The 12810-nt window shown below is 71.8% G+C and carries 11 protein-coding genes; 2 read left to right on the top strand and 9 right to left on the bottom strand.

Going from position 1 to position 12810, the window contains the following annotated elements:
* Window positions 1–6: 6 nt before the first annotated feature.
* From AB5970_RS10965 to AB5970_RS10935, 7 genes are all read right to left on the bottom strand, one after another.
* Window positions 7–1014, bottom strand: coding sequence for a TerC family protein (locus AB5970_RS10965; protein WP_370503975.1), 1008 nt, complete (start codon window positions 1012–1014; stop codon window positions 7–9).
* A gap of 201 nt (window positions 1015–1215) precedes the next feature.
* Window positions 1216–1653 carry a VOC family protein gene (locus AB5970_RS10960; protein ID WP_370503974.1) on the bottom strand — a complete coding sequence of 146 codons (438 nt, stop codon included), beginning with the start codon at window positions 1651–1653 and terminating at the stop codon, window positions 1216–1218.
* Window positions 1654–1665: 12 nt separating this feature from the next.
* Entirely contained in the window at window positions 1666–3774 is a 2109-nt protein-coding gene (gene uvrB, locus AB5970_RS10955) for an excinuclease ABC subunit UvrB (RefSeq protein WP_370503973.1), read from the bottom strand.
* Between the two features lie 42 nt (window positions 3775–3816).
* Complete coding sequence (gene pcp, locus AB5970_RS10950; protein WP_370503972.1) at window positions 3817–4452, bottom strand: pyroglutamyl-peptidase I; 636 nt, start codon at window positions 4450–4452, stop codon at window positions 3817–3819.
* Window positions 4449–5078, bottom strand: a complete 630-nt coding sequence (coaE, locus tag AB5970_RS10945; RefSeq protein WP_370503971.1) for a dephospho-CoA kinase — start codon at window positions 5076–5078, stop codon at window positions 4449–4451. Before coaE ends, pcp begins: the two co-directional genes overlap by 4 nt.
* A gap of 80 nt (window positions 5079–5158) precedes the next feature.
* Window positions 5159–6658 carry a 30S ribosomal protein S1 gene (gene rpsA, locus AB5970_RS10940; RefSeq protein WP_370503970.1) on the bottom strand — a complete coding sequence of 500 codons (1500 nt, stop codon included), beginning with the start codon at window positions 6656–6658 and terminating at the stop codon, window positions 5159–5161.
* 217 nt (window positions 6659–6875) lie between these two features.
* Window positions 6876–7901 carry a 6-phosphofructokinase gene (locus AB5970_RS10935; protein WP_370503969.1) on the bottom strand — a complete coding sequence of 342 codons (1026 nt, stop codon included), beginning with the start codon at window positions 7899–7901 and terminating at the stop codon, window positions 6876–6878.
* A 104-nt stretch (window positions 7902–8005) separates the two neighbouring features.
* Between AB5970_RS10935 and AB5970_RS10930 the strand changes: the two genes are divergently transcribed.
* The gene (locus AB5970_RS10930; RefSeq protein ID WP_370503968.1) at window positions 8006–8824 is read left to right on the top strand and encodes a class I SAM-dependent methyltransferase; all 819 of its coding nucleotides are present in this window, start codon (window positions 8006–8008) and stop codon (window positions 8822–8824) included.
* A 23-nt stretch (window positions 8825–8847) separates the two neighbouring features.
* Here AB5970_RS10930 and polA read toward each other — a convergent pair whose 3' ends face one another.
* The gene (gene polA, locus AB5970_RS10925) at window positions 8848–11607 is read right to left on the bottom strand and encodes a DNA polymerase I (protein WP_370503967.1); all 2760 of its coding nucleotides are present in this window, start codon (window positions 11605–11607) and stop codon (window positions 8848–8850) included.
* Between polA and AB5970_RS10920 the strand changes: the two genes are divergently transcribed.
* Complete coding sequence (locus AB5970_RS10920; protein ID WP_370503966.1) at window positions 11606–12010, top strand: PaaI family thioesterase; 405 nt, start codon at window positions 11606–11608, stop codon at window positions 12008–12010. The genes polA and AB5970_RS10920 overlap by 2 nt on opposite strands.
* On the opposite strand, the gene AB5970_RS10915 is transcribed toward AB5970_RS10920, so the two are convergent.
* The gene (locus AB5970_RS10915; RefSeq protein WP_370503965.1) at window positions 11926–12624 is read right to left on the bottom strand and encodes a GNAT family N-acetyltransferase; all 699 of its coding nucleotides are present in this window, start codon (window positions 12622–12624) and stop codon (window positions 11926–11928) included. The genes AB5970_RS10920 and AB5970_RS10915 overlap by 85 nt on opposite strands.
* Window positions 12625–12810: the final 186 nt, after the last annotated feature.

The following is a 12810-nucleotide window of genomic DNA, read 5'->3' as shown; positions in this document are numbered from 1 at the left end:
GTGTCCTCAGCTCTCGGTGGACGAGGCGATGCGCTCGTCGTTGCGGGTCTTCAGCAGGCTGGCCACCGTGGCGACCGCGAGGGTGCCGAGGATGACGGTCAGCGACAGCCAGATGGGGATCTCGGGGGCCCACTCGACGGGCTCACCGTTGTTGATGAACGGCAGCTCGTTGACGTGCAGCGCGTGCAGCACCAGCTTCAGGCCGATGAAGCCGAGGATGACGGCGAGGCCCTGCGACAGGTACACCAGCCGCTCGAGCAGCCCGCCGATGAGGAAGTACAGCTGCCGCAGGCCGAGCAGCGCGAACGCGTTCGCCGTGAAGACGATGTACGGCTCCTCGGTCAGCCCGTAGATCGCCGGGATCGAGTCGAGCGCGAACAGGATGTCGGTCGAGCCGATCGCGACCATCACCACGAGCATCGGCGTGAGGAACCGCTTGCCGTCGATCTTCACCGTCAGCCGGTCGCCGTGGTACTCGTTCGTGGTCGGCAGCACGCGCTTGAGCATCCGCACCGCGAGGCCGTCACGCTCCTCGCGCGGGTCCGGGTGCGCGGCGTCGTGGTGCTCACGCGCCAGCTTCACCGCCGTGTACACCAGGAACAGGCCGAAGATGTAGAACACCCACGAGAACTGCTCGATCGCCGCCGCGCCGGCCAGGATGAAGATCGTCCGGAGCACCAGCGCGATGACCACGCCAACCAGCAGGACCTTCTGCTGGTACTCCCGGGGGACGGCGAACTTGGTCATGATGATGAGGAAGACGAAGAGGTTGTCGACCGAGAGGCTCTTCTCGGTGACGTACCCGGCGAAGTACTCGCTGCCGGGGCCCCAGCCCCAGACCATGCCGACCACCACGCCGAAGACCAGCGCGAGCGCGATGTAGAAGATCGACCAGCGCACCGACTCCTGGAACGTCGGGGCGTGCGGAGTGCGTACGTGCGCGAAGAAGTCGAAGACGATCAGTCCGACGACGCCGACGGCTGTCGCTGCCCAGACCCAGCCGGACACATCCATGCGGGAACCTCCGGTACGAGAGTTGCTTCGGTACCGAAGGTCTCCCCCGCCCGCGTCGTGCTCTCGCGGACCGATCCAGCCGGGCCCCGCGCGGGCGGGTCCGTGATGACGACGGGATCGTGTGTGGGGTACTCCCCTTCAACGTGGGCAAGCATAGGCCACGCCCGTGCCGGCGGGGCGACCGGACCGCCGTGGCGGGCGTCACTGCAGGCAGAACTCGTTGCCCTCCGGGTCCGCCATGACGATCCAGAACGAGCCCGGACCCTCCTCGCCCTCGAACACCCGCAGCTGCGTGGCACCGAGCCGCTCGAGCTCCGCCACCCTCTGGCGGCAGCGCGCCGGACGGTCCGCGCGGTCGAGCCCCGCGCCCACGTCGACGTCGAGGTGCACCCGGTTCTTGGCCGTCTTGCCCTCGGGCACCCGCTGGAACAGCAGCCGCGGGCCGACACCGTCCGGGTCGATCACCGCGTACGTCGAGTCGCGGTCCTCGGGCGGGGCGCCGATCGAGTCGAGGAACGCGTCCCAGCTGGCGTACCCCTCGGGCGGCGGCTGCTCGACGTAGCCGAGCACCTCGCCCCAGAACCGGCCGAGCGCCTCCGGGTCCGCCGCGTCGAACGTCACCTGGACGGGGACCGCCATGACCGCTCCCTCCTACGCCGTCGCCGCCTGCATCTGCCGCAGCTCCTTCTTCATGCCGGAGATCTCGTCGCGCAGGCGCGCGGCCAGCTCGAACTGGAGCTCGCCCGCCGCCGCGTGCATCTGGTCCGACAGCTGCTGGATCAGGTCCGCCAGCTCGCCGGCGGCCGCGCCGGTGAGGCGGGTCCGCTCGTCGCGCGGCGCGCCCTTCTTCGAGCCGAAGCCGGGCACCGGTGCCTTGCCGCGGCTGGTCTGCCGACCGCCGCCCCCGAGCAGCTCGGCCGTGTCGGCGTCCTCGCGGGCCAGCAGGTCCGTGATGTCGCCGATCTTCTTGCGCAGCGGCGTGGGGTCGATGCCGTTCTCGAGGTTGTACGCGACCTGGCGCTCGCGCCGGCGGGCGGTCTCCTCGATGGCGAGCGCCATGCCGTCCGTGATCCGGTCGGCGTACATGTGCACCTCGCCCGACACGTTGCGCGCGGCACGGCCGATGGTCTGGATCAGCGACCGCCCCGACCGCAGGAAGCCCTCCTTGTCGGCGTCGAGGATGGCCACCAGCGACACCTCGGGCAGGTCGAGCCCCTCGCGCAGCAGGTTGATGCCCACGAGCACGTCGTACTCGCCGAGCCGCAGCTCGCGCAGCAGCTCGACGCGGCGCAGCGTGTCCACCTCGGAGTGCAGGTACCGGACGCGGACGCCCTTCTCCAGGAAGTAGTCCGTGAGGTCCTCGGCCATCTTCTTGGTCAGCGTGGTCACCAGGACGCGCTCGTCCTTCTCGACGCGGTCGTGGATCTCGCCCAGCAGGTCGTCGATCTGCCCCGTCGTGGGCTTGACCACGACCTTGGGGTCCACCAGCCCGGTGGGCCGGATGATCTGCTCCACCACGCCGTCCGAGATCGACAGCTCGTAGTTGCCGGGCGTCGCGGACAGGTACACGGTCTGGCCGATCCGCTCGACGAACTCCTCCCACCGCAGCGGCCGGTTGTCGGTCGCGCTGGGCAGCCGGAAGCCGTGGTCCACGAGGGCCCGCTTGCGCGACATGTCGCCCTCGAACATCGCCCCGATCTGCGGCACCGTCACGTGCGACTCGTCGATGACCAGCAGGAAGTCCTCGGGGAAGTAGTCGATCAGCGTGTTCGGCGCGGTGCCCGCGCTGCGGCCGTCGATGTGCCGCGAGTAGTTCTCGATGCCCGAGCAGGAGCCGATCTGGCGCATCATCTCGATGTCGTACGTGGTGCGCATGCGCAACCGCTGGGCCTCGAGCAGCTTGTTCTGCCGCTCCAGCTCCGCCAGCCGCTCCTCCAGCTCGAGCTCGATCCCGTTGATCGCGCGCTCCATGCGCTCCGGGCCCGCCACGTAGTGGGTGGCCGGGAAGATGTGCATCTGCTTCTCGGACCGCACGACGTCGCCGGTCAGCGGGTGCAGGGTCGCGATCGCCTCGATCTCGTCGCCGAAGAACTCGATCCGGATGGCGAGCTCCTCGTACACCGGGATGATCTCGACCGTGTCGCCGCGCACCCGGAACGTCCCGCGCGTGAACGCCATGTCGTTGCGGGTGTACTGCATGGTGACGAACTTGCGCAGCAGCTGGTCGCGGTCCACCTGGTCGCCGACCGAGAGCGTCACCATGCGGTCGACGTACTCCTGCGGGGTGCCCAGGCCGTAGATGCAGCTGACCGAGGCGACCACGATGACGTCCCGCCGCGTGAGCAGCGAGCTGGTCGCCGAGTGCCGGAGGCGCTCGACCTCGTCGTTGATCGACGAGTCCTTCTCGATGTAGGTGTCCGTCTGCGCGATGTACGCCTCGGGCTGGTAGTAGTCGTAGTACGAGACGAAGTACTCGACGGCGTTGTTGGGCAGCAGCTCCCGGAACTCCGTGGCCAGCTGCGCGGCGAGCGTCTTGTTGGGCGCCATCACCAGCGTCGGGCGCTGCACCTGCTCGATGAGCCAGGCCGTGGTCGCGGACTTGCCGGTGCCCGTGGCGCCGAGCAGCACCACGTCCTTCTCGCCCGCGTTGATGCGGGCCGCCAGCTCCTGGATCGCCTTCGGCTGGTCACCCGACGGCGTGTACTCGGAGATCACCTCGAACGGCGCGACGGTCCGCTGGAGGTCGGTGACAGGACGCATGCCACAACCGTACGTGCCCCCACCGACACGTGCGGGCCCGGCCTACGCGAGGGTGCCCTCCGACGCCCGGAGGTCGGTGGTCGTCGACAGCGACGCCCGCAGCACGGCCAGGACGGCGGTCGCGGCGTCGACGGTGTCGAGCGCCGGCTCGCCGTCGCGGACCTGCGCGCGCGTCCGCGGGACGTGCACGAACCCGCTGCGCACGGCGGTGCCGGCGAGGAGGTGCTGCAGGGCGTAGAAGGTGGCGTTGCAGACGAAGAGCCCCGCGGTGTTCGACACCTCGACGGGCACCCCCGCGTCGCGCACGGCGGCGACACCGGCCTTGACGGGCAGGGTCGAGAAGAACGCGGCGGGCGCGCCCGCGATGACGGGGACGTCGACCGGCGCCGACCCGTCGACGTCCGGGATGCGCGCGTCGATGACGTTGACCGCCACGCGCTCGACCCGCACGGCCGACGTGCCGCCCGCCTCCCCGACGCACACCACCAGGTCGGGCTCGAGCTCCGCGACGGCGACGCGCAGCTGCTGCCGGGCGCCACGGAAGGACACCGGCAGCTCGCGCACCTCGAGCTCCGCCGGGCCGGTCCACCAGGCCGCCACCTCGCGCACGGCCAGCCACGACGCGTTCACGGTCTGCCCCTCGAAGGGCCCGAACCCGGTCAGCAGGACGCGGGTCACGGGGTCTCGGCCGCGATCTCGTCGGCGCGCTCGACCGCGAGCCGGTCCCAGAGCTCGTCGACCTGCGCGCGCAGGTGGTCGTCGCTGCCCGTGCCGTCCAGCACCACGTCCGCGACGGCCAGGCGCTCGTCGTCGCTCGCCTGCGCCGACACCCGGGCCTCGGCCTCGGCCCGGTCCATGCCGCGCAGCCGGACCAGCCGCTCGACGCGCAGCACGGCCGGCGCGTGCACGACCACGAGCACGTGGAACGCGTCGGCCTGGCCGGTCTCGACCAGCAGCGGGATGTCGTGCACGACGACCGCACCGTGGTCCGTGACCGCCGACGACGCCTCGCGCTCGGCGGAGAGCCGCCGGACGATCGGGTGCACGATCGCGTCGAGCCGGGCGCGCGCCGAGGGATCGGAGAACACGATCGCGGCGAGCGCCGCCCGGTCCAGGGACCCGTCGGCCGCGAGCACCCCGTCGCCGAACTCGTCGACGACCGCGTCCAGCCCGGCCGACCCGGGGGCCACCGCCTCGCGCGCCAGCACGTCGGAGTCGATCACCACCGCGCCGAGCTCGCCCAGCCGCCGCGCCGCGACGGACTTGCCGGCCGCGATCCCGCCTGTCAGACCGATGCGTTGCATCCGCCCATCCTGCCCTGCCGAGGGCAGGTACGCCGATGGCCGGCCACCTCGGAAGGTGACCGGCCATCGAGCGGGTGGGTTCAGTTACCCGTGAGCTTCTCGCGCAGAGCGGCGAGCGCCTCGTCGGACGCGAGCGTGCCCGCGGCCTCCTCGGTGGACGACGAGTACGTGGACGGCACCGGGCCGGCCGACGAGCTCGACGACGTGGCCGTGGCACCCTCGGCGGCGCCGCTGGCGGCCTCCGCGTCGGCCTTCGCGGCGTCGGCGACCTGCTTGCGGTGCGCCTCCCAGCGCTCGTGGGCCTGCGCGTACTGCGCCTCCCACACCTCGCGCTGCGCCTCGAAGCCCTCGAGCCACTCGTTCGTGGCCGGGTCGAAGCCCTCGGGGTACTTGTAGTTGCCGGCCTCGTCGTACTCCGCCGCCATGCCGTACAGCGCGGGGTCGAAGTCCTCGCTGGCCGGGTCGAAGCCCTCGTTCGCCTGCTTGAGCGACAGCGAGATGCGGCGACGCTCCAGGTCGATGTCGATGACCTTGACGAAGACGTCGTCGCCGACCTGGACGACCTGCTCCGGGATCTCGACGTGGCGCACGGCCAGCTCCGAGATGTGCACCAGGCCCTCGATGCCGTCCTCGACGCGCACGAACGCACCGAACGGGACCAGCTTGGTGACCTTGCCCGGGACGACCTGGCCGATGGCGTGCGTGCGGGCGAAGGCCTGCCACGGGTCCTCCTGCGTCGCCTTCAGCGACAGGGAGACACGCTCGCGGTCGAAGTCGACGTCGAGAACCTCGACGGTGACCTCCTGGCCGACCTCGACGACCTCGGACGGGTGGTCGATGTGCTTCCAGGACAGCTCGGAGACGTGCACGAGCCCGTCCACGCCGCCCAGGTCCACGAACGCACCGAAGTTGACGATCGAGGACACGACACCGGGGCGGACCTGGCCCTTCTGCAGCGTCTGCAGGAAGGTGGAGCGCACCTCGGACTGCGTCTGCTCGAGCCAGGCGCGGCGCGACAGGACCACGTTGTTGCGGTTCTTGTCGAGCTCGATGATCTTGGCCTCGATCTCCTTGCCGACGTACGGCTGGAGGTCGCGGACGCGACGCATCTCCACCAGCGACGCGGGCAGGAAGCCGCGCAGACCGATGTCGAGGATGAGGCCGCCCTTGACGACCTCGATGACGGTGCCGGTGACGACGCCGTCCTCCTCCTTGATCTTCTCGATCGTGCCCCAGGCGCGCTCGTACTGCGCGCGCTTCTTGGACAGGATCAGCCGGCCTTCCTTGTCCTCCTTCTGGAGGACGAGGGCCTCGACTGCGTCGCCGACCTTGACAACCTCACCGGGGTCCACGTCGTGCTTGATGGACAGCTCACGGGAGGGGATGACGCCCTCGGTCTTGTAACCGATGTCGAGCAGGACCTCGTCGCGGTCGACCTTGACGATGGTGCCCTCGACGATGTCGCCATCGTTGAAGTACTTGATGGTGGCGTCGATCGCGGCGAGGAAGTCCTCGGCCGAGCCGATGTCGTTGATCGCGACCTGCGGCGTGGCGGGCTTCGCGGGGGTGGTGATGCTCATGTAGGGATGGGCTCCGATGCGGACAGGGAAGTTGTACGGGCTGAACGTTGTGCCGGCGGCACGTGACATGCGTGTGGTGATCGCGATCGATGGGACGGCCTCGACCCCCCGGAGAGAGCCCTCGCACGAGCAGTACGAGTGAGGACACGCCGACGCAACAAGGCGCGCGGCACCGCCGTCCACCCTATCTGGGTGACGATGCGCAGGTCAAAGCAGATCAGGCGAGCGCCCGGGCCACCGCCAGCAGGTCGTCGGGCACGTACTTGACCTTCCCGGCCACCTCGCTCAGCGGCACCATCACCACGGACTCGCCGCGCAGCGCCGTCATGACGTTCGACTGCCCCGCGCTGGCGGCGTCGATGGCCGCCACGCCGAACCGCGAGCCGAGGATCCGGTCCACGTGCGTGGGGATGCCCCCGCGCTGCACGTGCCCGAGCACCACGACGCGGGTGTCGAAGCCCGTGCGCTGCTCGATCTCCACCTTCAGCCGCTCACCGATGGCGCCCGCGACGATGTCGCCGAACTTGCCCACCTGCGTCTCGTAGTCCATCGACGTGCCCGGCGCGGGGACCGCACCCTCGGCCACGACGATGATCGAGAAGCTGGCGTGCGCGCGGTGCCGGTGCTTGAGGAACTTCTCGATCTTGTCGATGTCGAACGGCGCCTCGGGGGCCAGGACGATCTCGGCTCCCCCGGCGATGCCCGACGTCGCGGCGATCCAGCCGGCGTGCCGGCCCATGACCTCGACGATCATCACGCGGTTGTGGCTCTCCGCCGTGGTGTGGATGCGGTCGATGGCCTCGGTCGCGATGGAGACCGCGGTGTCGAAGCCGATCGACTGGTCCGTGCCCCAGACGTCGTTGTCGATGGTCTTGGGGATGGCGACGATGCGGATCCCGGCCTCGGCCACCTTGCTCGCGGCGTGCAGCGTGCCGTCGCCGCCGATGCAGATGAGCGCCTCGATCTTCTCCGACTCGAGCGTGGACAGCACCGCGTCGAGCCCGCCGTCGTCCGCGTGGGGGTGGTACCGGGCGGTGCCCAGCAGCGTCCCGCCGACCGCGAGCTGGTTGCGGATCGCCTCGCGGGACAGGGGCATGCTGAGCCCGTCGACCACGCCGCGCCACCCGTTGCGGAAGCCGGTGATGGTGTGGCCGTACTCGCCCTCGCCGCGCTTGACGACGGCGCGGATCGCCGCGTTCAGGCCGGGGACGTCGCCGCCGCCCGTGAGCAGTCCGACTCGCACGCTGGCACTCCTTGATCGGGGGGTCCTTGATCGGAGCGCGTCCTCGGGCTGCCGTGCCCCCAGCGTATCCAGGTGCACGGCCCCCGAGCGGTGACACTGGTCCTATGGACGACGACTCCCTCGCCGAGGCCGGCTACCTCGACGTCCCGGTGGACGCCGGAAGCACCGCGGGTCGCCGCTGGTGGGACGCGCACGCCGACGAGTACCTCGACGAGCACGGCTCGTTCCTCGGGCCGGCCGACTTCTGCTGGTGCCCCGAGGGGCTCCGGGAGGCCGACGCGCGCCTGCTGGGGGACCTGACCGGCGCACGCGTGCTCGAGGTCGGCGCCGGCGCCGCGCAGTGCGCGCGGTGGCTCGTCGGCGAGGGCGTCGACGTCGTCGCGACGGACGTCTCCGCCGGCATGCTCGAGGCCGGTGCCCGGTACGACGCGGCGGTCGGGCGGCCCACCCCGCTCGTCCAGGCCGACGCGCGGGCGCTGCCGTTCGCGGACGCCTCCTTCGACGTCGCGTTCACCGCCTTCGGCGCGCTGCCGTTCGTGCCCGACGCCGGCCGCGTCCACGCGTCCGTGGCCCGCGTGCTGCGGCCGGGCGGCCGGTGGGTGTTCGCCGTGACGCACCCGGTCCGCTGGGCGTTCCCCGACGACCCCGGCGAGGCCGGGCTGACCGCCACGCGCTCCTACTTCGACCGCACGCCCTACGCCGAGATCGGCGAGTCGGGCGCGGTGCTCTACGCCGAGTACCACCGGACCCTCGGCGACCACGTGGCCGAGCTGGTCGCCGCGGGCTTCGTCCTCGACCGCCTGGTCGAGCCGGAGTGGCCCGCGGGGCACGACCGGACGTGGGGCGGCTGGGGGCCGGTGCGCGGCGCTCGGATCCCCGGCACAGCGATCTTCGTGACGCACCTCGGGCGGCCGCCCGCGTAGGACGACCGCCCGCGGTCGGTGCGTCAGTGCCCGGCGTCGTGCCAGGACCCGCCGGCGCCCACGGTGACGTCGAGCGGCACGTCGAGCGGGCCGTCGGTGGCCGCGTCGCCCGCAGCACCCATCTGCTCGCGCAGCAGGGCCTCGACCTCGTCCCGCTCCCCCGGCGCCACCTCGAGCACGAGCTCGTCGTGCACCTGGAGCAGCATGCGAGAGGCCAGACCACGCCGGGCGAGCTCGCGGTCGACGCCCAGCATCGAGACCTTGATGAGGTCGGCCGCACTGCCCTGGATGGGGGCGTTCAGAGCCATCCGCTCGGCGGCCTCGCGGCGCTGGCGGTTGTCGCTGGTGAGGTCGGGCAGGTAGCGGCGCCGACCGAGGATCGTCGCGGTGTACCCGGTGCTCCGGGCGACGTCGACGACGCCCGTGAGGTAGTCGCGCACCCCGCCGAACCGCGAGAAGTAGTCCTGCATGAGCGCCGCGGCCTCGGACACCTCGATCGACAGCTGCTGGGAGAGCCCGTACGACGACAGCCCGTACGCGAGCCCGTAGCTCATCGCCTTGATCTTCGAGCGCATGGCCGGCGTGACCTCGTCGGTGGGCACGCCGAACACCCGCGAGCCCACGTAGCTGTGCAGGTCCTCGCCCGAGCGGAAGGCGTCGATCAGGCCCTCGTCGCCCGACAGGTGGGCCATGATCCGCATCTCGATCTGCGAGTAGTCCGCGGTCAGGAGCGTCTCGTAGCCGTCGCCGACGACGAACGCCCGCCGGATCTGGCGCCCCGCGTCCGTGCGGATCGGGATGTTCTGGAGGTTGGGGTCCGCCGACGACAAACGGCCCGTCGCCGCGATGGTCTGCTGGAACGTGGTGTGGATCCGCGCGTCGGGCGCGACCGAGCGCAGGAGCCCCTCGACCGTCTGTCGCAGGCGGATGGCGTCGCGGTGCGCCAGCAGGTGCTCGAGGAACGGGTGCTGCGTGCGCGCGAACAGGTCGGTGAGCGCCGCGGCGTCCGTGGTGTAGCCCGTCTTGATCTTCTTGGTCTTCGGCATGCCCAGCTGGTCGAAGAGCACCTCCTGCAGCTGCTTCGGCGAGCCGAGGTTCACCTCGCGGCCGATCACCGCGTAGGCCTCCGCGGCGGCGTTCTGCACCTGGCCGTCGAACGACCGCTCGAGGCCCGACAGGTACGCCGAGTCGATCGCGATACCCGTCCGCTCCATCCGCGCGAGCACGTCGACCAGCGGGAGCTCGAGCTTCTCGAGCAGGCTGGTGGCGCCCCGGTCGGCGACCTCGCCGCCGAGCACGTCGGCCAGGTCCCGGACAGCGGCCGCGCGGACCGCGGCACGGCGGCCCTCGTCGGAGCCGTCCAGCTCGAGGTCGAGCGCCCCCTGGGCCCCGTCGGCCGCCTCCTCGGCGCCCAGCTCGCGGTGCAGGTAGCCGATCGCGAGGTCGGTCAGGTCGTACGCGCGCCGGTCGGGCTGGCACAGGTACGCCGCGAGCTCGGTGTCGAACACGACCCCCGCGAGCGGCAGGCCGCGCCCGGCGAGCGCGTGCCAGGCCTCCTTCGACGCGTGCACGATCTTGGGTGCGGTGGGGTCCGCGAGCCAGGCCGCCAGCGCGGTCTCGTCCGGGGGGTGGATCTCGGCCAGGTCGAACGCGGCCGCCTGGCCGTCCGGGTCCGCCAGCGCGATGCCCCACGCGTCGCCGCCGGCCGGAGCGCCCGAGCCGCGCACGTCGACGCCCAGCGGCACCCCGGCGCGGGCCGCGAGCCAGTCGGCGAGCTCGCCGGAGCCCAGCACCGTGAGGTCCAGCTGGGCGGCCGCGACCGTGCCCGGGCCGTCACCGGCCTCGTCGGGGAGCATGGCGAAGAGCCGGTCCCGGATCGCGCGGAACTCGAGCTCCTCGAGGATGGCGTGCAGCGCGGGACGGTCCCACGGCCGCGCGGCCAGGTCCTCCGGGCCGAGCGGCAGCTCCAGGTCCGTCAGCAGCGCGTTGAGCTGGCGGTTGAGCCGCACCTGGTCGAGGTTCTCGCGCAGCGACTCCCCCGCCTTGCCGGCCACCTGGTCCGCGGCGGCGAGGATCCCCTCGAGGCCGTCGTACTGCCCGATCCACTTCGCCGCCGTCTTCGGGCCGACGCCGGGGATGCCCGGCAGGTTGTCGCTGGTCTCCCCCACGAGCGCCGCGAGGTCGGGGTAGCGCTCGGGCGGCACGCCGTACTTCGCCTCGACCGCCGCGGGTGTCATGCGCGCGAGCTCCGAGACGCCCTTGACCGGGTACAGCACGGTCACGTCGTCGTTCACCAGCTGCAGCGCGTCGCGGTCGCCGGTGCAGATGAGCACCTGCATGCCCTGCGCCCGGGCCTGCACCGACAGGGTGGCCAGGATGTCGTCCGCCTCGAACTGGGGCTTGCTCAGCGCGGGGATGTGCATGGTCTCCAGCACGCGCTCGATCACCGCGACCTGGCCCTTGAACGGCGCCGGCGTCGCGTCGCGGTTGCCCTTGTACGCCTCGTACACCTCGGTGCGGAACGTGGTCCGCCCTGCGTCGAACGCGACCGCCACGTGCGTCGGCGCCTCGTCGCGCAGCAGGTTGGCGATCATGGAGAAGAACCCGAACACCGCGTTGGTGGGCTCACCGGACGACGTCGCGAACTTGTCCACCGGGAGCGCGAAGAACGCCCGGTAGGCCATCGAGTGACCGTCGATCAGGAGGAGTCGGGCAGGCGTTCCGGGAGTGGCCGGCGGGACCGCTGGCAGTGCGTCGCTCACGGGTGCCAACCTATCTGCCATGTCCGACACCACGATCCCCGTCCAGGCCTACGCCGGCACCCTCATCGAGCGCATGGGCATCGAGGTGACCGAGGCCTCCGCACAGCGCGTCGTCGGGACCATGCCCGTCGCCGGGAACACCCAGCCGTACGGGCTGCTCCACGGCGGTGCGTCCGCCGTGCTGGCCGAGACGCTCGGCTCGCTCGCCGCGATGACGCACGCGGGCGAGGGCCGCGCCGCGGTCGGGATCGAGCTCAACGCCACGCACCACCGGTCGGCGCGGTCGGGACGGGTCACCGGGACCGCGACGGCGCTGCACCTGGGCAGGACGCTGGCGACCTACCAGGTCGTGGTCGAGGACGAGGAGGGCCGGCCGGTCTGCACCGCGCGGCTCACCTGCATGTTGATCGACGCCCTGGGCTGATCCGCTCCCGACGCCCGCGCCGCGGCGGGCGTCGGCTCGTCGGCCAGCTGGCGGGCCTCGCGCACCTGGCGACGCCGGGCGATGAGGTCCTCGAGGCCGCGCGGGCCGGAACGTCGCACGGCACCGCCGGCGTGCTCGTGCGCGAGCCGGCGCTGCAGGGCGGACGTGGTCACCACGCGGTGCGACGCGGCCGGCGCGAAGCCGAGGCGGGCGAGGAAGCGCTGCATGCCGCGGGCACCCGGCAGCGGCGACGAGTAGAGCTCGGTGGCCTCCGCGTCGTCCGCCACGGTCGCCGCGGCCACCAGGAGCGCGTGCCCCAGCCCGCGACGGCGCGCGGCGGGGAGCACGTACACGGCCTCGATGTCGAGGCTCACGACGTCGGTGAACGGGCCCGGTCCCACCACGCGGGCCAGCAGCAGCCCCGACGGCTCGTCGTCGAGCAGCCCCAGCAGCACGCGTCCGCCGGGCACCGCGAGGAGCGCTCCCAGCTGGTCGCGGAGGCGGTCGGCGTCGTCCGTGCAGATCTGCGAGCCGACCGCGGCCTCCCGGCGGGCGGTCAGGCAGAGCGCGACGAGGCTCTCCAGGTCGTCGGGCAGGGCTTCGCGGACTTGCACACCGAGACGCACGGCGCGGTACCTCCAGACGGGACGAGGGGGATCCGGTCGGGGTGGCACCTCCTCTGCCCGCGATGGCGCCGCCCTCGATCATGGACCAGCCTGGTCGCTGGTGCCAGTCCTGTGGTGTCCCTCATCCGAAGGACGGCGGGCCATTTCTGGACGAACGACCAGAAATCTCCGACA

Source organism: Cellulomonas sp. ICMP 17802 (genome assembly GCF_041295535.1).
Taxonomy (GTDB): Bacteria; Actinomycetota; Actinomycetes; order Actinomycetales; family Cellulomonadaceae; genus Cellulomonas.
The sequence above is the reverse complement of the archived record's forward strand: the minus strand, read 5'-3'. Positions and strand labels throughout refer to the sequence as shown.